15 protein-coding genes are annotated in these 18,980 nt (G+C 52.5%); 4 read left to right on the top strand and 11 right to left on the bottom strand.

Annotated features, from left to right (window positions below; genetic code table 11):
* Positions 1–13 precede the first annotated feature (13 nt).
* The 7 genes from eutM to maeB all read right to left on the bottom strand — a co-directional run bounded on the left by eutM (position 14) and on the right by maeB (position 6,222).
* Positions 14–307 (bottom strand): ethanolamine utilization microcompartment protein EutM, encoded by a 294-nt coding sequence (gene eutM / locus HEN33_RS18130; RefSeq protein ID WP_000387713.1) that lies wholly within the window; start codon positions 305–307, stop codon positions 14–16.
* A 38-nt stretch (positions 308–345) separates the two neighbouring features.
* Complete coding sequence (pta, locus tag HEN33_RS18125) at positions 346–1,362, bottom strand: phosphate acetyltransferase (RefSeq protein ID WP_105288158.1); 1,017 nt, start codon at positions 1,360–1,362, stop codon at positions 346–348.
* Positions 1,359–2,162, bottom strand: a complete 804-nt coding sequence (gene eutT / locus HEN33_RS18120; RefSeq protein ID WP_176262696.1) for an ethanolamine utilization cob(I)yrinic acid a,c-diamide adenosyltransferase EutT — start codon at positions 2,160–2,162, stop codon at positions 1,359–1,361. The genes pta and eutT overlap by 4 nt, the downstream gene beginning before the upstream one ends.
* Entirely contained in the window at positions 2,159–2,848 is a 690-nt protein-coding gene (eutQ, locus tag HEN33_RS18115; protein ID WP_039020940.1) for an ethanolamine utilization acetate kinase EutQ, read from the bottom strand. Before eutQ ends, eutT begins: the two co-directional genes overlap by 4 nt.
* The gene (gene eutP, locus HEN33_RS18110; protein ID WP_176262697.1) at positions 2,823–3,302 is read right to left on the bottom strand and encodes an ethanolamine utilization acetate kinase EutP; all 480 of its coding nucleotides are present in this window, start codon (positions 3,300–3,302) and stop codon (positions 2,823–2,825) included. Before eutP ends, eutQ begins: the two co-directional genes overlap by 26 nt.
* A 12-nt stretch (positions 3,303–3,314) precedes the next feature.
* Positions 3,315–3,650 (bottom strand): ethanolamine utilization microcompartment protein EutS, encoded by a 336-nt coding sequence (eutS, locus tag HEN33_RS18105; RefSeq protein WP_000356956.1) that lies wholly within the window; start codon positions 3,648–3,650, stop codon positions 3,315–3,317.
* Positions 3,651–3,942: 292 nt separating this feature from the next.
* The gene (gene maeB, locus HEN33_RS18100; protein WP_000342645.1) at positions 3,943–6,222 is read right to left on the bottom strand and encodes an NADP-dependent oxaloacetate-decarboxylating malate dehydrogenase; all 2,280 of its coding nucleotides are present in this window, start codon (positions 6,220–6,222) and stop codon (positions 3,943–3,945) included.
* A 288-nt stretch (positions 6,223–6,510) separates the two neighbouring features.
* Here maeB and tal point away from each other — a divergent pair, with 288 nt between their 5' ends.
* Complete coding sequence (gene tal, locus HEN33_RS18095; RefSeq protein WP_001003725.1) at positions 6,511–7,461, top strand: transaldolase; 951 nt, start codon at positions 6,511–6,513, stop codon at positions 7,459–7,461.
* 19 nt (positions 7,462–7,480) lie between these two features.
* A complete protein-coding gene (gene tkt / locus HEN33_RS18090; protein WP_176262698.1) occupies positions 7,481–9,484 on the top strand; it encodes a transketolase in 2,004 nt (667 codons plus the stop codon).
* A 114-nt stretch (positions 9,485–9,598) separates the two neighbouring features.
* On the opposite strand, the gene HEN33_RS18085 is transcribed toward tkt, so the two are convergent.
* The 3 genes from HEN33_RS18085 to aegA form a co-directional block, all read right to left on the bottom strand.
* Positions 9,599–10,642, bottom strand: coding sequence for a DUF1176 domain-containing protein (locus HEN33_RS18085; protein WP_105288160.1), 1,044 nt, complete (start codon positions 10,640–10,642; stop codon positions 9,599–9,601).
* 125 nt (positions 10,643–10,767) lie between these two features.
* Entirely contained in the window at positions 10,768–11,343 is a 576-nt protein-coding gene (gene nudK, locus HEN33_RS18080; RefSeq protein WP_001353047.1) for a GDP-mannose pyrophosphatase NudK, read from the bottom strand.
* Positions 11,344–11,410: 67 nt separating this feature from the next.
* Positions 11,411–13,390 carry a formate-dependent uric acid utilization protein AegA gene (aegA, locus tag HEN33_RS18075; RefSeq protein WP_160523813.1) on the bottom strand — a complete coding sequence of 660 codons (1,980 nt, stop codon included), beginning with the start codon at positions 13,388–13,390 and terminating at the stop codon, positions 11,411–11,413.
* A 205-nt stretch (positions 13,391–13,595) separates the two neighbouring features.
* Between aegA and narQ the strand changes: the two genes are divergently transcribed.
* Positions 13,596–15,296, top strand: a complete 1,701-nt coding sequence (gene narQ / locus HEN33_RS18070) for a nitrate/nitrite two-component system sensor histidine kinase NarQ (protein ID WP_001353046.1) — start codon at positions 13,596–13,598, stop codon at positions 15,294–15,296.
* Positions 15,297–15,459: 163 nt separating this feature from the next.
* Positions 15,460–18,573 (top strand): multidrug efflux RND transporter permease AcrD, encoded by a 3,114-nt coding sequence (gene acrD, locus HEN33_RS18065; protein ID WP_001273157.1) that lies wholly within the window; start codon positions 15,460–15,462, stop codon positions 18,571–18,573.
* A 98-nt stretch (positions 18,574–18,671) separates the two neighbouring features.
* On the opposite strand, the gene ypfM is transcribed toward acrD, so the two are convergent.
* Entirely contained in the window at positions 18,672–18,731 is a 60-nt protein-coding gene (ypfM, locus tag HEN33_RS18060; protein WP_001386977.1) for a protein YpfM, read from the bottom strand.
* Positions 18,732–18,980: the final 249 nt, after the last annotated feature.

Below are 18,980 nucleotides of genomic sequence, written 5' to 3'. Positions count from 1 at the left end.
TCACACAGGGTGATTACAGGTTGCTGCTATCGCCTTTCAGGCCGATCGGGAAGACCTCTTCCAGATCGCCGTGCGGACGCGGAATAACATGTACGGATACCAGTTCACCGATACGCTGTGCCGCTGCGGCACCGGCATCGGTTGCGGCTTTACAGGCTGCAACATCACCACGAACCATGGCAGTACACAGGCCGCCGCCAATCTGCTTAACACCAACCAGCTTGACGCGCGCAGCTTTCACCATCGCGTCAGAAGCCTCAATCAGTGCAACCAGGCCCCGGGTTTCGATCATTCCTAATGCTTCCATTGTGTTTTCCTCTTTATAGGGGTCCAGAACGGGACCGTTCATTCAACCAGTGTTTGTAAACTGCTTTCGCGGTTCACTTTTGTCTGACGCGGCACAGCTGCCACCAGCGCCAGCTCGATAATTTCCTGCACGCTACAACCACGAGAGAGATCGTGCATCGGCGCGGCAAGTCCTTGTATCAATGGCCCGACGGCACGATATCCGCCAAGTCGTTGTGCGATTTTGTAGCCAATATTTCCCGCCTCCAGCGACGGAAAAACCATCACATTGGCTTTGCCCTGTAGCGGGCTGGCTGGCGCTTTTTGCGCCGCCACTTCTGGCACAAAGGCGGCGTCAAACTGCAACTCGCCATCGACGACCAGCTGCGGTGCGCGCTCACGGACGATTTCTGTCGCCTGCTGGACGTTGGCAACGCAGGGGTGACGGGCGCTGCCGTTACTGGAGAACGACAACATCGCCACGCGCGGCTCTTCTCCGGTGATGGCTCGCCAGGTTTCGGCGCTGGCAAGCGCGATATCCGCCAGTTGTGCCGCCGTCGGCTGTGGCACTACGCTGCAATCGGCAAAGCCCAACGCTGGACCGCTGTACTGTGGCAGCATCAGGAAAATGGAGGAGAGCGTTTTACAGCCTTGCTGCAAGCCGATAATGCGTAATCCGGCACGCAGCACATTCGCCGTGGAAGAGAGGTTGCCCGCGATACAGACATCCGCTTTACCGGCGCTGACCATTGCGGCGGCGAACATCAGCGGATCGGTAAGTTTTTCCAGCGCATCCGGCGGCGTTTTTTCGCCCGCGCGGGCCAGCCAGCGATGAGCAAATTCTTCCCGCATTGCGAGGTTGCTATGAGGATCAATCACCAGTAGCCCGTCCATCGCCACGCCGTGGCTGAGCGCAAACTGACGAAGTTCAAACGGATTGGCGACCAGAATGGGCGTTGCCAGACCTTGTTGATGTAAATATTGCGCAGCTTTCAGCACACGTTGATCTAACGCATCCGGAAAAACTACTCTGGCGGGCGCTCGCAACGCCAGTTCACGACAACGTTCAATAATCATTGCGTTTCCCCCAGTCGTTGTTGGATCTGCTTCACCGTTAGCGGCTGCTTCGTTACGCTCAGGATCATCATCACGTAGAGCGTGCTGGAAAGGCGGTTCAGCGCCTGCAAGATGTCCGGGCGTAATACTTCAAAGCTGCGAGTGATAAACACCTGCGCCGCGACGGTTTCGGTTTCCCGCACTTTGGTGCGTAGCAGATTCAGCAACGCCGCATCGCGTCCGTGGCTGGCTTCCGGCACCAGATGATCGTGGTCGAGATAGCGCAGCGGCTGGTGAGAAAGCCGATGCAGATCTTCGTCAGAAAGCCCAACAATCGCCTGGCAGCCCAGCGGTTCGCCCAACACATCGGCACGCATAATGTTGCCAAGACGCGAACGGATATCCGCCAGCCACGGCTGCCACGGTTCTGTCAGTTCAATTTGCAGCCACACTACCAGCGCAATGGTGCTGTCGAGAACAGCGCGAAAACCCAGGCGCGGATCGCTTTTGGCGACCATTTTTTCCGCCGACAGGTGAGTCAGCGTGTCCGGCTTTTTCGCCACTGGCTGGTGACACAGTTCGCAGCACGCCTGCGGATGTTCATCACTACTGGTCAGCACGTGAACGGGCTGCGGCTGCTGCTGTTCATCGTCAACAAACAGACGGCCCTGCTCGTCAATAAACTTGATGCGCAGATGGCGGCTTTCCAGTAACTCCCGGGCAGAGGGCGTCAGGCGACTGTCCGCAGGGAGATGGATCTCTGCGCCTTCGCTGAGCGTATGGTTCGCTCTAAGCCATGCTTCGGTGATGAAATCTTTCATAGGGATTGCCAGTTAGCCGGCCAGGCGACATACAGGAATTTCACGCTGGATGTCGTACCAAATTCGATGCTGGAGCCTTTCGGGATAAACATCACGTCGCCCGCTTTGGCGATCATGGTTTCGCCTTCATGGCGAACATGAAGCTCCCCTTCCAGTACCATGTCGATTTCGTCGTAGTTCAGGGTCCACGGGAAGAAGGCGTTCTCCCACTGCATAAAACCGGCGGCCATGCTGCTGCCGTCGTCTCCGGTCACGAGATCAGTCAAGCCTACGCAGTGCGGTTCCGCGCCATCGAAACGACCAAACTTCACGCTGCTGCCATCAATAACTTTGATGCCGCCTTTGCCGGTCACCGATTTAAAACTCGGCTGCATTGCCCCCTGCTCCAGCGACTGTTTTTCCTTCATCACTTTTTCCATCAGCTGCGCGACCAGGCTTTCGGTAAACTGGCCTTCCGGCAGCTGGGCGATGATGGTTTCGCGGATACGCTGGCTTTCAGTTTTCTCTACGGGCACAGATACCGTTGCTGGCGTCGATTCCTCGCATTCGGTGATGGTAAAACCCAACAGATCCGCTACTTCTCGCGCTTCCGGGGTAATAATGCTGGCGCGCAGAACCACGGACATTGCCTGTTCGCCGCGCGCGTGTGCTTCACGAATATCATTCGCTGTGATGAGTTTTTTCACCTGCTTCCTCCTGTTTGGTGAGAGATGCCAGATAATCCACCAGTTGCTGCACGCTTTGCGGGTCGTGGCTGTTTAGCGCGAAAATCGGCTCTTCGAAGCCAGTCTCAAGCAATAACTTTCGCGTTGCTGCGACGTCAGCATCCGGCATGTCCGTTTTACTGATGACGGCGATTTGCCGTTTGCTGGCACCAATATCCAGCAACCCGGCAGGCAATCGGCTTTCCGGGTCATTCGCGCCGTGGACATAAATCAGCATGTCCACATCCTGTAGCGTGGTAATTAAGGCGTGATACCAGCGGGGATGGCTAAAATATTCACCCGGCGTATCAATATCACCCTTATCATTAAATTCCACAGCCTGTGTTTTTCTTGCGAGGGTATAATTCCCCTGTAACGCATTAAATAACGTTGTTTTTCCTGCCCCGACGGTACCCACAAACGCAATTCGTTTCATGAATGCCTCGTATTAACTTTTGGTCATTTCACACAGCGTATAATTTAATAAACGCCCTAAACCGCTGACGGTTTGTGATAACGCTTCTTCTACTGCACCCACCGAGCCATAAATCACCAGAGCGCCGCTAAAACGGTCGAGAAAACCGATATGCACATCGGCGGCTTTCAATGCTAAATCACCGGCAATCATTGCCGTTTCACCGGGAGTTAACGTCATAATGCCGATTGCGCCAGCATCCGGAACGCCGATTTTTTTCGCCAGTTCCTCGCCGGGATGCGCAATTAAATGCGCCAGCGTGACCTGTTTGCCGGGAACAAATTCCTGAATGATGCGTTCTTTATCCATGAGTCGCCGCCTGTGAAAAACCTGGCATGTATCGTGACAATTTTTCGTCAGAGTAAATAACAAAATTCGGCAAGCGCGTTTAAAAGGTGAGGTAGATCACTAAGAATGGAGAGATATTTACTGTGATGCATAAACTTTCATATGCAACGCATGAATATAAATAAAATAATATCGAGATAGTTTATATGCTGCTTTTTTATTACTCGAAAACTTAGTAATAAGCTTTACTAATATATTGCAGTAAAACCGCTTACCCTGAATATTCAGGGTAAGCGTGAGAGTTAAGAATGAATTACAGCGGTTGGGTTTGCGCTTCAACCACGGCCAGCGCCACCATGTTGACGATACGACGTACGGATGCGATTGGTGTTAACACGTGAACCGGTTTCGCCACACCCATCAGCACCGGACCGACAGTCACACCTTCCGAGCTGGAAACACGCAGTAAGTTGTAACTAATACGGGCAGCTTCCATGTTCGGCATCACCAGAATATTGGCAGAACCTTTCAAAGGACTGTCCGGCATTCGATCGCTGCGAATCGCTTCCACCAGCGCTGCATCGCCGTGCATTTCACCATCAATCATCAGTTCTGGCGCACGCTCCCTGACCAGTTCCAGCGCTTGACGCATTTTGCTCGACGACGGGCAGTCAGAAGAACCAAAGTTGGAGTGTGACAACAGAGCCACACGCGGCTCAATACCAAAACGACGAACAGTTTCTGCCGCCATCAAGGTGATCTCCGCCAACTCTTCTGCGTCTGGCTCGTCATTGACGTAGGTATCGGCAATAAAAGTGTTACCACTCGGCAATAGCAGCGCGTTCATTGCGCCTGCGGTGTGAACGCCATCGCGATAACCAAAGACATTTTTCACCACGCTGAAGTGTTCATGATAATCGCCCACCGTACCGCAAATCATTGCATCGGCTTCGCCACGCTGAACCATGATCGCGCCGATCACTGTCGGGTTACTGATCAGTGCCCGCTGTGCCTGCTCCTGAGTTACACCACGGCGCTTCATGATCTGGAAGTATTCGGTCCAGTATTCTTTAAAACGCGGATCGGATTCGTTATTGACGATCTCAAAATCAACGCCCGCTTTGATCTGCAAGCCCAGTTTTTGAATGCGCATTTCGATCACGTTCGGACGACCGATAAGGATCGGTTTCGCCAGTCCCAGCGTCACCAGTTCCTGAGTAGCATGCAGAACGCGAGCCTCTTCCCCTTCCGGCAAAACAACGCGCTTCGGCGCTTTGCGGGCCTGGGAGAAAATCGGCTTCATAAACAGGTTGGTTTTGTAAACGAACTCAGTCAGCTTGTCGATGTAGACGTCGAAATCAGCAATCGGACGCGTCGCCACGCCCGACTCCATCGCCGCTTTAGCGACCGCAGGAGCGATCTTAACGATCAAACGCGGATCAAACGGTTTTGGAATGATGTATTCCGGACCGAAGCTCAGATCTTGATCGCCATACGCCGAAGCAACGACTTCGCTCTGTTCCGCATGGGCCAGTTCTGCAATCGCGCGTACCGCCGCCAGTTTCATTTCCTCGTTGATGGCTGTTGCACCAACGTCCAACGCGCCACGGAAGATGAATGGGAAGCAAAGCACGTTATTAACCTGGTTCGGGTAGTCGGAACGGCCGGTACAGATGATGGCATCCGGACGCACTTCTTTCGCCAGCGGCGGCAGAATTTCTGGTTCCGGGTTCGCAAGCGCCAGGATCATCGGCGCACGAGCCATTTTCTTAACCATTTCCTGGGTCAGCACTTTCGGGCCGGAACAGCCCAGGAAAATATCCGCGCCTTCAATTACATCATCGAGGGTACGTTTGCCGTCATCTACCACCGCATATGCGGCTTTGGTTTCCGCCATATTTGGCTCACGGCCCTGATAGATAACGCCTTTTGAATCACAAACCACGATGTTATGTTTTTGCAGCCCCAGCGCCACCAGCAGGTTCATACAGGCAATTGCTGCTGCACCCGCGCCGGAAACCACCATCCGCACGTCGGAGATGTTTTTCTCCACCACGCGCAATCCGTTGAGGATGGCTGCAGTGCTGATAATTGCCGTGCCGTGCTGATCGTCGTGGAATACTGGAATATTCATCCGCTCGCGCAGTTTCTGTTCAATATAGAAACATTCTGGCGCTTTAATGTCTTCGAGGTTGATGCCGCCGAAGGTCGGTTCGAGCGCAGCGACGACTTCAATAAATTTGTCCGGGTCAAGTTCATCAACTTCAATGTCAAATACATCAATCCCGGCGAATTTCTTAAACAGAACGCCCTTGCCTTCCATCACCGGTTTGCCTGCCAGCGCGCCAATGTTGCCTAACCCCAGCACCGCCGTACCGTTAGAGATCACCGCCACCAGGTTACCACGAGCGGTATATTTGTAGGCTTTTAACGGGTCTTTTTCGATTTCTAGACAAGGTGCGGCAACGCCTGGTGAGTAGGCCAGCGCCAGATCGCGCTGCGTTGCCAGAGGCTTGGTTGGAGAAACCTGGATTTTCCCTGGAACTGGAAATTCATGGAAATCAAGTGCACTTTGTTTTAACTGGTCATCCATTTGGTTGTTCCTTTCACGTAACGTTCACAAATAAAGTGTGTGGGCAACAGCCCCTGCCCACAACGTGGCGCACATTATTACCTTGCCGGAGTCTACAGACTTTGAGCAAGTCCAAACTCTCACCATTAATATAATGTTTTGGTAATAATCCTATAACACTGATGTTACCTGCTTAATCCAGCAATACCATGCCTGTCTGCTATGCTTTTTTGATGCGTTTAGCGAAATTTCTCAGAAGTGTGAATTAACGCACTCATCTAACACTTTACTTTTCAAGGAGTATTTCCTATGAACGAGTTAGACGGCATCAAACAGTTCACCACTGTCGTGGCAGACAGCGGCGATATTGAGTCCATTCGCCATTATCATCCCCAGGATGCCACCACCAATCCTTCGCTGTTACTCAAGGCTGCCGGATTATCACAATATGAGCATTTAATAGACGATGCTATCGCCTGGGGTAAAAAAAATGGCAAGACCCAGGAACAACAGGTGGTCGCTGCATGTGACAAACTGGCGGTCAATTTCGGTACTGAAATTCTCAAAATCGTACCCGGTCGCGTGTCAACAGAAGTTGATGCACGCCTCTCTTTTGATAAAGAAAAAAGTATTGAGAAGGCGCGCCATTTGGTGGACTTGTATCAGCAACAAGGCGTTGAGAAATCACGTATTCTGATCAAGCTGGCTTCAACCTGGGAAGGAATTCGCGCGGCAGAAGAACTGGAAAAAGAAGGTATTAACTGCAACCTGACGCTACTGTTTTCTTTTGCTCAGGCGCGGGCCTGTGCAGAAGCAGGCGTTTTTCTGATTTCGCCGTTTGTCGGGCGTATTTATGACTGGTATCAGGCGCGTAAGCCGATGGACCCGTATGTGGTGGAAGAAGATCCGGGCGTTAAGTCAGTGCGCAATATCTACGACTACTATAAGCAACACCACTACGAAACCATTGTAATGGGCGCGAGCTTCCGTCGCACCGAACAAATCCTCGCCTTAACCGGCTGTGATCGACTGACTATTGCGCCGAATTTGCTGAAGGAGCTGCAGGAAAAAGTTTCTCCAGTAGTGCGTAAATTAATCCCGCCTTCTCAGACGTTCCCACGCCCAGCCCCGATGAGCGAAGCGGAGTTCCGTTGGGAGCACAATCAGGATGCAATGGCGGTAGAAAAACTCTCTGAAGGCATCCGCCTGTTCGCCGTTGATCAACGCAAACTGGAAGATCTTCTTGCCGTCAAACTATAAACCAGCCACGGAGTGTTATATGTCCCGAAAAGACCTTGCCAATGCGATTCGCGCGCTCAGTATGGATGCGGTACAAAAAGCCAATTCTGGTCATCCCGGCGCGCCGATGGGCATGGCTGATATTGCCGAAGTGCTGTGGAACGATTTTCTTAAACATAACCCCACCGATCCAACCTGGTATGATCGCGACCGCTTTATTCTCTCCAACGGTCACGCGTCGATGCTGCTCTACAGTTTGCTTCATCTGACCGGTTACGACCTGCCGCTGGAAGAGCTGAAGAACTTCCGTCAGTTGCATTCGAAAACCCCTGGTCACCCGGAGATTGGCTATACGCCTGGTGTTGAAACCACCACCGGTCCACTTGGACAAGGTTTGGCGAACGCGGTCGGACTGGCGATAGCAGAACGTACACTGGCGGCGCAGTTTAACCAGCCGGATCATGAAATTGTCGATCACTTCACCTATGTGTTTATGGGTGACGGCTGCCTGATGGAAGGTATTTCTCACGAAGTCTGTTCGCTGGCGGGCACGCTGGGGCTGGGCAAGCTGATTGGTTTTTACGATCACAATGGTATTTCCATCGACGGTGAAACCGAAGGCTGGTTTACCGACGATACGGCAAAACGTTTTGAAGCCTATCACTGGCATGTGATCCATGAAATCGACGGTCACGATCCGCAGGCGGTGAAGGAAGCGATTCTTGAAGCGCAAAGCGTAAAAGATAAGCCATCGCTGATTATCTGCCGTACGGTGATTGGCTTTGGTTCACCCAATAAAGCGGGTAAAGAAGAGGCGCACGGTGCACCGCTGGGTGAAGAAGAGGTGGCGCTGGCACGACAGAAACTGGGCTGGCACCATCCGCCATTTGAGATCCCCAAAGAGATTTATCACGCCTGGGACGCTCGCGAAAAAGGCGAAAAAGCGCAGCAGAGCTGGAATGAGAAGTTTGCCGCGTATAAAAAGGCTCATCCGCGACTGGCAGAAGAGTTTACTCGCCGGATGAGCGGTGGTTTACCAAAAGACTGGGAGAAAACGACTCAGAAATATATCAATGAGTTGCAGGCGAATCCGGCGAAAATCGCTACCCGTAAGGCTTCACAAAATACGCTTAACGCTTACGGGCCGATGCTGCCTGAGTTGCTCGGCGGTTCGGCGGATCTGGCTCCCAGCAACCTCACCATCTGGAAAGGTTCTGTGTCGCTGAAGGAAGATCCGGCGGGGAATTATATTCACTACGGGGTGCGTGAATTTGGTATGACCGCTATCGCCAATGGCATTGCGCACCACGGCGGCTTCGTGCCGTATACCGCGACGTTCCTGATGTTTGTTGAATACGCTCGTAACGCCGCGCGGATGGCGGCACTGATGAAAGCGCGGCAGATTATGGTTTATACCCACGACTCAATTGGCTTAGGGGAAGATGGTCCGACCCACCAGGCCGTTGAGCAACTGGCCAGTCTGCGCTTGACGCCGAATTTTAGCACCTGGCGACCGTGTGATCAGGTGGAAGCTGCGGTGGGCTGGAAGCTGGCGGTCGAGCGTCACAACGGGCCGACGGCGCTGATCCTCTCAAGACAGAATCTGGCCCAGGTGGAACGTACGCCAGATCAGGTAAAAGAGATTGCCCGCGGTGGTTATGTGTTGAAAGACAGCGGCGGCAAGCCGGATATTATTTTGATTGCCACTGGTTCAGAGATGGAAATCACCTTGCAAGCAGCGGAGAAATTAGCGGGAGAAGGTCGCAATGTACGCGTAGTTTCCCTGCCCTCGACCGATATTTTCGACGCCCAGGATGAGGAATATCGGGAGTCTGTGTTGCCTTCTAACGTTGCGGCTCGCGTGGCGGTGGAAGCAGGCATCGCCGATTACTGGTACAAATATGTTGGTCTGAAAGGGGCAATTGTCGGGATGACGGGTTATGGGGAATCTGCTCCTGCGGATAAGCTGTTCCCGTTCTTTGGCTTTACCGCCGAGAATATTGTGGCAAAAGCGCATAAGGTACTGGGAGTGAAAGGTGCCTGATGGTGATCGCCGGATGCTGATTGCCGGATGCGACGCTGACGCGTCTTATCCGGCCTACCGCGTCTTATCCGGCCTGGCGCATCTTATCAGGCTTACATGTCCCCGCTATTATGTTTAACGGGTGATCCACAACGTGGGCCAGGCGTCTGGTCCATGCCAGTTATCGCAGGTGGGTTCTGCAGCGTAACGCACCAGGCGAAAACGCTGACCGTCAAAGCGCCAGCGCGCCTGAATGCCACAATCGCTTAATCCGCGCCCTTTCGCTAAGGTCACCAGTTCACGCGATTTTTCATCGAATGTTGCGTTCATCAGTTCGAGTTCATTGGTCTCCTGACCGTTGTTGAACGGTAAACGCAACCGTACCGGGCGCGAGGCCAGTGGCTTTTTACGCGACACAATCCACGCAAGATCAATGGTGTTATACGCGCCTGCTTCACAGCTAATCATCATCAACGCTTTATCGTCGGTCAGCGCAGTCACATTCACTTCACGACGCAACGGATCAAGCGAACAGCGCAGACCATTCATCCGCCAGTTACCGTAATCCAGCAAATCGTTACGTTCTTCACGAGAAAGTGGGGTCGGCGTCGGGTTCACTACCGCGACCTCTTTTAGCGCAGGCGCTGGCGGTACGCTGAGCGGCGGTTCGTCCCCTTTCTTAATCCACGCAGTTTCACTGCCAAGGCGCTTTTGCTGGGCATCAATAAACAACAACGCTGCTTTTAAGCCACTCAGTGAAATGGTCTGATCGCCGTCGCGTAAGGTGATCGCTTTCCCTTCCTGAATCATCTGCAAAAACGCGGTGATGGTTGTCGTATCATCGGTTACTAATAACCATGGTGAAATCCGCCACGTGTTACCACTCAACGCCAACGGCTCGCCATCTAACAGCAGCCGTGGCGCTATCTCCCCTTCCGACGCACCCGGCGACTTCAACCCGCCGCGCTCAATACGTAAAACGGCATCGGTATGCGCCCCGGCGCTGCGGCTCAGGGTCATCACCAGTCCATTATGATTGCCCGTATTGCGCGCCACACAGAAATTTTGATTATTACAGGTGACCTGCCAGTCGGAAAATGCCCGTTGCGCTGGTGCCGCCCACACCAAAGACGTCGGCAACAAAGCGAAAAAAAAGAGAAGGAAAATGCGATAGCGCATGGACGGTACGACCCCAGAAGTTCAAACAAACAGCACAAGTCGTATCTTCGTTGCGCAGGTAGCGCGGCTCAATCGGATTTATCGGATTGAGCCAATAATAAACAACGAAATATTATTGTTATTTTTCAGTCCATTAAATGTGATGTTTGCAAATAGTTAAGCAATAACACCGTCTTACCGTCACGTATTTCGCCGCTTTTGATCATCTCCAGCGCCTGGCTGAACGGCAGCTCGAGCACTTCAATATCTTCATCTTCGACACCACCGCCCGCATTAGCGCGCTGGCTGTCACTGTATTCGGCGATAAAAAAGTGGATTAGCTCAGTCACACCGCCTGGCGACATATACAGTTCAAATAATTTGCGGACTTCGCCAACTTCATACCCCGTCTCTTCAATCGCTTCTTTGCGAATACACACTTCCGGTTCGTCGTTATCCAGCAGCCCGGCGCAGGTTTCAATCAGCTGCCCGCTGTCATTGCCATTAACCCAGGTAGCGACGCGGAACTGACGAATCAGAACCACGGTCTTTTTCTTCGCGTTGTACAGGAGGATCGTTGCACCATTACCGCGATCGTAAACTTCACGTTTATGGCGGATAACTTCGCCATCTTTTCGCGTGAGATCGTAAGTTATGTTGTGCAGGGTGAAATAGTTATCGGAGAGAATTTTGTCTTTAATGAGGGTGATTTGTTGCGTCATACCGACTCCACAGCGCGAAATGAACAATTATCTTACGCTGTGAAGCCGGATTTGTCTGCGCAGGCTATTAGTGAGATTTGACTGATTTTACCCCCAGCCAGTCAATGATCCCCTGTGCCGCATGACGTCCTTCTGCCATTGCGGTAACCACCAGATCCGCACCACGCACGGCATCGCCACCTGCGAAGATTTTCGGATTCGTGGTCTGGTAACGGTACTGGCTTTCAACGTCCGCTACGATGCGGCCCCATTTATCCACCGTTACACCGTGCGACTCCAGCCACGGCATACCATGAGGATTAAAACCAAATGCCATGATCACCGCATCGGCTGGCATCACAAACTCACTGCCTTCCACCGGCACCGGACGCCGACGCCCCTGGGCATCCGGCTCGCCAAGACGCGTACGCAGGAAACGAATTCCGCAAACATGACCTTGCTCATTCAGCTCAAGCGCCACCGGCTGGACGTTAAATTCGAAGTTTGCCCCCTCTTCGCGGGCGTTCTTCACCTCCTTCTTCGAGCCAGGCATGTTAGCTTCATCACGACGATAGGCACAGGTGACGTTACTCGCGCCATGGCGCAGCGCGGTACGCACACAGTCCATCGCGGTGTCGCCACCGCCCAGTACCACGACATTGAGTCCGGCGGTATTGATAAACGGCTCTTCAGGTAACTCTTCAAGTCCCATCACCTGTTTAGTGTTGGCGATGAGGAATGGCAGCGCGTCATAAACGCCCGGCGCATCTTCATTAGGTAAACCCGCTTTCATGGAACGGTAAGTGCCTACGCCAACGAAGACCGCGTCGTATTGTTCCAAAAGCGAATCCAAAGAGACATCTTTACCCACTTCACAATTGAGTTCGAAGTGAATCCCCATCGCGCTGAAGATTTCCCGGCGACGCGCCAGCAGGGACTTATCCAGTTTGAAAGAAGGAATGCCGAAGGTGAGCAGGCCACCGATTTCTGGATGGCGATCGTACACCGTCACCTCCACGCCATTGCGGATCAGAACATCCGCACAGGCTAGCCCTGCCGGACCTGCACCGATAATCGCCACCCGCTTATCCACTTTGGTGACATGGCTTAAGTCAGGACGCCAACCTTTCGCCAACGCCTGATCCGAAATGTAGCGTTCGATGTTGCCGATAGTTACCGCTCCGTGCTCATCGCGAATGGTGCAGGCTCCTTCGCACAGACGGTCTTGCGGGCAAACGCGTCCGGTAATTTCTGGCAGGGTGTTGGTCTGGTGAGAAAGCTCGACGGCGGCGTCGATATTTCCGGCTTTCACCAGCTCTATCCACTGCGGAATGTGGTTATGCAGAGGGCAGGTCCATTCACAAACGCTGTGCTCGCCGCACTTCAGGCAACGCGAGGCTTCCCGTTGTGCCTGGTCGGCGCGAAATGGCAGATAAATTTCATCAAAACCAGTTTTGCGCGCTTCAATCGCCAGTTTATCCGGCTCGCCTCGCGCGGGGGTTGCCTGCATTTGCTCGACTTTACTCATCGCCGGCATTTCTGGTGCCCCAGTACTGGCATGCCACGGTTGATGCTCCTGACGTGCGGTGCGCAGGCGGCGAGATTTCGCTATGCCGGAGAGTGCGGCGTCAGTGACCAGTTGCAGAGCGTCCGCCGGACAATTCTCGACACAGGCAGGACCACTTTCGCGACCTGCACAAAGGTCGCATTTATGCGCCGTGGCTTTAACTTTGCCTGCCGCGACGGGTGTCAGGACGATTTGCATCGTACCAAATGGACAAGCTACCACGCAGGATTTACAGCCAATACACTTTTGCTGATTGACCTGAATGCTGTCATCAACATGGCTGATCGCGCCATTAGGGCAACTACGGGCGCAGGGCGCATCTTCGCAATGGTGACAGGTCACCGCACTACGTTGCTGCTGATGTTTGATAACCGTAATTCGGGGATGAAAATGGTGTTGGCTCAGGACATGTTGCTCATCATTGTGAGCCATGACACAGGCGATTTCACAAGCATGACAACCCAGACATTGCTGACTGTTGGCCATAATAAAACGATTCATAACGACCTTCTTTTTTGGTTGTAAAAACCTTATTCTTTATATGAGTGTTGTTATTACCCGACTTACAGGGGAATCGGCAATGTTCATGTGCCCAGAATAAGTCACTATTTCGCTATAAACTGTGGCAGATCAAATAATCCCATCACTGATTAAATTGCATTTCAGCAAACTGGAACATTAATGATTTTATGTGGAGAAGACGCGTGTGATTGTTAAACGCCCCGTCTCGGCCAGTTTGGCCCGGGCCTTTTTTTACATTGTGCTGCTGTCGATTCTTTCCACGGGTATCGCACTGCTAACTCTGGCGAGCAGTTTGCGCGACGCTGAGGCTATCAATATTGCCGGATCGTTGCGTATGCAGAGTTACCGCCTGGGCTACGACTTGCAAAGCGGCAGTCCACAACTCAATGCGCATCGCCAGCTGTTCCAACAGGCACTGCACTCACCGGTGTTAACCAATCTCAACGTCTGGTATGTGCCAGAGGCAGTAAAAACCCGCTATGCGCATCTGAATGCCAACTGGCTGGAGATGAATAATCGGCTCAGCAAGGGCGATTTGCCGTGGTATCAGGCCAATATTAATAATTATGTTAATCAGATAGACCTGTTCGTGCTGGCTTTACAGCACTACGCCGAACGCAAAATGCTGCTGGTGGTGGCGATCTCCCTGGCTGGCGGCATCGGTATTTTCACGCTGGTCTTTTTTACTCTGCGCCGCATACGCCATCAGGTGGTTGCCCCGCTGAATCAGCTGGTTACCGCCAGTCAGCGTATTGAACACGGCCAGTTCGATTCGCCGCCGCTGGATACCAGTCTGCCCAATGAGCTGGGACTGTTGGCCAAAACCTTTAACCAGATGTCGAGCGAGCTGCATAAATTGTATCGTTCGCTGGAAGCGTCAGTAGAAGAAAAAACCCGTGATCTCCACGAGGCCAAGCGTCGCCTGGAGGTGTTGTATCAGTGTTCGCAGGCGCTGAACACCAGCCAGATAGATGTGCATTGTTTCCGCCATATTTTGCAGATTGTTCGCGACAATGAAGCGGCTGAATATCTGGAGTTGAATGTCGGTGAAAACTGGCGGATTAGTGAAGGGAAACCAAACCCCGAATTGCCGATGCAGATTTTACCGGTAACGATGCAAGAGACGGTTTACGGCGAACTGCACTGGCAAAATAGCCACGTGTCATCATCAGAACCGCTGCTTAACAGCGTTTCGTCGATGCTGGGACGCGGTTTGTACTTTAATCAGGCGCAGAAGCATTTTCAGCAGTTACTGTTGATGGAAGAACGTGCCACCATCGCACGGGAATTACATGATTCGCTGGCCCAGGTGCTTTCTTACTTACGTATCCAGTTGACGTTACTTAAACGTTCGATACCGGAAGATAACGCCACCGCACAAAATATCATGGCCGATTTCTCCCAGGCATTGAATGATGCTTATCGACAGTTACGCGAGCTGTTGACCACGTTCCGCCTGACGCTGCAGCAAGCGGATCTTCCCTCCGCGTTGCGGGAAATGCTGGATACGTTACAAAATCAAACCAGCGCAAAACTGACTCTCGACTGCCGTCTGCCAACACTGGCGCTGGATGCGCAAATGCAGGTGCATTTGTTGCAAATTATTCGCGAAGCTGTACTCAATGCGATGAAGCACGCCAACGCCAGCGAAATAGCCGTCAGCTGCGTCACCGCGCCGGACGGCAATCACACAGTCTATATCCGTGATAACGGGATTGGCATCGGAGAACCGAAAGAACCCGAAGGTCACTATGGTCTGAATATTATGCGCGAACGCGCGGAACGACTGGGTGGAACGCTGACTTTTTCACAACCTTCCGGTGGCGGCACGTTAGTGAGTATTAGCTTTCGCTCTGCGGAGGGTGAGGAAAGCCAGCTAATGTAATGCCACCTACTGACCAAAGAATACTTGCACTTAAGGTTCAGTATAAAAGGGCATGATAATTTACATTAACTCCTTTTTTTCTCCACGATTGGTCCGTACCTTGCCGCTACAGTGAAGCAAGGCATGCCAACAACAATACGCAGAAACACGAGGTCCTCTTTTAATGGCGAATTTCTTTATTGATCGCCCCATTTTTGCCTGGGTGCTGGCAATCCTGTTGTGTCTGACAGGAACCCTGGCGATTTTCTCATTGCCCGTTGAACAATACCCGGATCTTGCACCGCCTAATGTGCGAGTAACCGCTAACTATCCCGGCGCATCGGCTCAGACGCTGGAAAACACCGTGACCCAGGTTATCGAGCAAAATATGACCGGCCTCGATAATCTCATGTATATGTCGTCTCAAAGCAGTGGCACCGGTCAGGCATCTGTCACCTTAAGTTTTAAAGCGGGCACCGATCCGGACGAAGCAGTGCAGCAAGTACAAAACCAGCTGCAATCAGCCATGCGAAAGTTGCCGCAGGCGGTGCAAAATCAGGGCGTGACGGTGCGTAAAACCGGCGATACCAATATTCTTACCATTGCCTTCGTCTCTACCGATGGTTCGATGGATAAGCAGGATATTGCCGATTACGTTGCCAGTAATATTCAGGACCCATTAAGCCGCGTGAATGGCGTCGGGGATATCGATGCCTATGGTTCGCAATATTCAATGCGTATCTGGCTGGACCCGGCGAAACTCAACAGTTTTCAGATGACGGCTAAAGATGTCACTGATGCCATTGAGTCACAGAACGCGCAGATTGCGGTTGGGCAACTTGGTGGTACGCCTTCCGTCGATAAGCAGGCGCTCAACGCCACCATTAACGCCCAGTCACTGCTGCAAACACCAGAACAGTTCCGCGATATCACCTTACGGGTGAATCAGGACGGCTCAGAAGTAAGGCTGGGCGATGTCGCCACCGTCGAAATGGGGGCAGAGAAATACGATTATCTCAGCCGCTTCAACGGTAAGCCAGCCTCCGGGCTGGGGGTAAAACTGGCCTCCGGCGCGAACGAAATGGCAACAGCGGAGCTGGTACTCAATCGTCTCGACGAACTGGCGCAGTACTTCCCACATGGACTGGAATACAAGGTGGCATATGAAACCACCTCATTTGTTAAAGCCTCCATTGAAGACGTGGTGAAAACGCTGCTGGAAGCTATCGCCCTGGTTTTCCTCGTTATGTATCTGTTCTTGCAAAACTTCCGTGCCACGCTGATACCCACTATCGCCGTGCCGGTGGTGTTGATGGGAACCTTCTCCGTACTTTACGCCTTCGGTTACAGCGTCAACACCTTAACCATGTTCGCGATGGTGCTGGCGATCGGTCTGCTGGTGGATGACGCCATCGTGGTGGTGGAAAACGTCGAACGTATTATGAGTGAGGAAGGACTCACTCCTCGCGAAGCCACACGTAAATCGATGGGGCAGATCCAGGGGGCACTGGTCGGGATTGCGATGGTGCTGTCGGCGGTATTTGTGCCAATGGCCTTCTTCGGCGGCACCACCGGAGCTATCTATCGCCAGTTCTCTATTACCATTGTTGCGGCGATGGTGCTGTCAGTACTGGTAGCGATGATCCTCACTCCGGCTCTGTGCGCTACGCTACTTAAGCCGCTGAAAAAAGGTGAGCATCACGGGCAAAAAGGCTTTTTTGCCTGGTTTAACCAGATGTTTAATCGTAACGCCGAACGCTACGAAAAAGGGGTAGCAAAAATTCTCCACCGTAGCCTGCGCTGGATTGTGATTTATGTCCTGCTGCTTGGCGGCATGGTGTTCCTGTTCCTGCGTTTGCCGACGTCGTTCTTGCCACTGGAAGACCGGGGCATGTTTACTACCTCGGTACAGTTGCCCAGCGGTTCAACCCAACAACAGACCCTGAAAGTCGTTGAGCAAATCGAGAAGTATTACTTCACCCATGAAAAAGACAATATCATGTCGGTGTTTGCCACCGTTGGTTCTGGCCCCGGGGGGAACGGGCAAAACGTGGCACGAATGTTTATCCGCCTGAAAGACTGGAGCGAACGCGACAGTAAGACCGGCACCTCGTTTGCCATTATCGAACGTGCAACGAAGGAATTTAATAAGATTAAAGAAGCTCGCGTTATCGCCAGCAGCCCGCCAGCAATTAGCGGCCTTGGCAGTTCTGCGGGTTTTGATATGGAGTTGCAGGACCACGCTGGTGCGGGTCACGATGCGCTGATGGCAGCACGTAACCAGTTACTGGCTCTGGCGGCGGAAAATCCGGAGTTAACCCGTGTACGCCATAACGGCCTCGACGACAGTCCGCAGTTGCAGATTGATATCGATCAGCGTAAAGCTCAGGCGCTGGGCGTTGCTATCGACGATATTAACGACACGCTGCAAACCGCGTGGGGTTCGAGCTATGTGAATGACTTTATGGATCGCGGTCGCGTGAAGAAAGTCTATGTGCAGGCCGCTGCGCCATATCGCATGCTGCCAGATGACATCAATCTCTGGTATGTACGAAATAAAGATGGTGGCATGGTCCCCTTCTCTGCTTTCGCGACCTCACGCTGGGAAACAGGCTCGCCGCGTCTGGAACGCTATAACGGTTATTCAGCGGTAGAGATTGTCGGGGAAGCCGCGCCGGGGGTCAGCACCGGTACTGCAATGGATATTATGGAATCGTTAGTGAAGCAGTTGCCAAGCGGCTTTGGTTTGGAATGGACGGCGATGTCGTATCAGGAGCGACTCTCCGGCGCGCAGGCTCCGGCGCTGTATGCCATTTCATTGCTGGTGGTATTCCTGTGTCTGGCGGCGCTGTATGAAAGCTGGTCAGTGCCGTTCTCGGTAATGCTGGTCGTGCCGCTGGGCGTTATCGGCGCGCTGCTGGCAACCTGGCTGCGCGGGCTGGAAAACGACGTTTACTTCCAGGTAGGCCTGTTAACGGTGATTGGTTTATCGGCGAAAAACGCCATCCTGATCGTCGAATTTGCTAACGAGATGAACCAAAAAGGCCACGACCTGTTTGAAGCGACGCTCCACGCCTGCCGTCAGCGTTTACGTCCGATTCTGATGACCTCTCTGGCCTTTATCTTCGGCGTATTGCCAATGGCAACCAGCACAGGGGCCGGTTCCGGTGGCCAGCATGCGGTGGGTACTGGCGTAATGGGCGGGATGATTTCGGCCACGATTCTGGCTATTTACTTCGTGCCGCTGTTCTTTGTGCTGGTGCGCCGCCGCTTCCCGCTGAAGCCACGCCCGGAATAAGCAATTAAAAAGGCGACATACCAATGTGTCGCCTTTTTCAACTTTCCGATAAAGAACCTGTTCAGCAGGTACTTTCTGTTTGTACTTTGTCTCAGGAATTACTTACGAAGCATAACTTCGATAAAGTCTTTCCAGTTCCCCAGTTCACGTTCAATCATAACAACCTCTCTTATAATTATGGGTATTCTACGGAAACAATATACCGTGGTGAAGCTAATTTACTCGATTGCTGCGATGACTACCTCCGGGGGACAAACTTTATGTAAATACTATGGTCCTGCAGCAATGATTTGTATGTGATACACAGCAACATTTCGAGATATTCATACGGAATCTAGTACTGGTTTAATTCTGTTTAAAATACAGGCAGATAACAAGGTGAATATTCTTAATGCTTACGTTAAAAA

The organism is Escherichia sp. 94.0001, from assembly GCF_013369155.2.
Lineage (GTDB): Bacteria > Pseudomonadota > Gammaproteobacteria > Enterobacterales > Enterobacteriaceae > Escherichia > Escherichia coli_F.
This window is presented reverse-complemented; position numbering and strand designations above follow the sequence as displayed.

What these genes read in the sequence shown, in the direction of transcription:
- eutS (WP_000356956.1), bottom strand. Translation starts at nt 3,650, where the DNA reads ATGGATAAAGAACGCATCATTCAGGAATTTGTTCCCGGCAAACAGGTC.
- acrD (WP_001273157.1), top strand. Translation starts at nt 15,460, where the DNA reads ATGGCGAATTTCTTTATTGATCGCCCCATTTTTGCCTGGGTGCTGGCA.
- eutP (WP_176262697.1), bottom strand. Translation starts at nt 3,302, where the DNA reads ATGAAACGAATTGCGTTTGTGGGTACCGTCGGGGCAGGAAAAACAACG.
- tkt (WP_176262698.1), top strand. Translation starts at nt 7,481, where the DNA reads ATGTCCCGAAAAGACCTTGCCAATGCGATTCGCGCGCTCAGTATGGAT.
- pta (WP_105288158.1), bottom strand. Translation starts at nt 1,362, where the DNA reads ATGATTATTGAACGTTGTCGTGAACTGGCGTTGCGAGCGCCCGCCAGA.
- tal (WP_001003725.1), top strand. Translation starts at nt 6,511, where the DNA reads ATGAACGAGTTAGACGGCATCAAACAGTTCACCACTGTCGTGGCAGAC.
- HEN33_RS18085 (WP_105288160.1), bottom strand. Translation starts at nt 10,642, where the DNA reads ATGCGCTATCGCATTTTCCTTCTCTTTTTTTTCGCTTTGTTGCCGACG.
- eutM (WP_000387713.1), bottom strand. Translation starts at nt 307, where the DNA reads ATGGAAGCATTAGGAATGATCGAAACCCGGGGCCTGGTTGCACTGATT.
- aegA (WP_160523813.1), bottom strand. Translation starts at nt 13,390, where the DNA reads ATGAATCGTTTTATTATGGCCAACAGTCAGCAATGTCTGGGTTGTCAT.
- maeB (WP_000342645.1), bottom strand. Translation starts at nt 6,222, where the DNA reads ATGGATGACCAGTTAAAACAAAGTGCACTTGATTTCCATGAATTTCCA.
- eutT (WP_176262696.1), bottom strand. Translation starts at nt 2,162, where the DNA reads ATGAAAGATTTCATCACCGAAGCATGGCTTAGAGCGAACCATACGCTC.
- nudK (WP_001353047.1), bottom strand. Translation starts at nt 11,343, where the DNA reads ATGACGCAACAAATCACCCTCATTAAAGACAAAATTCTCTCCGATAAC.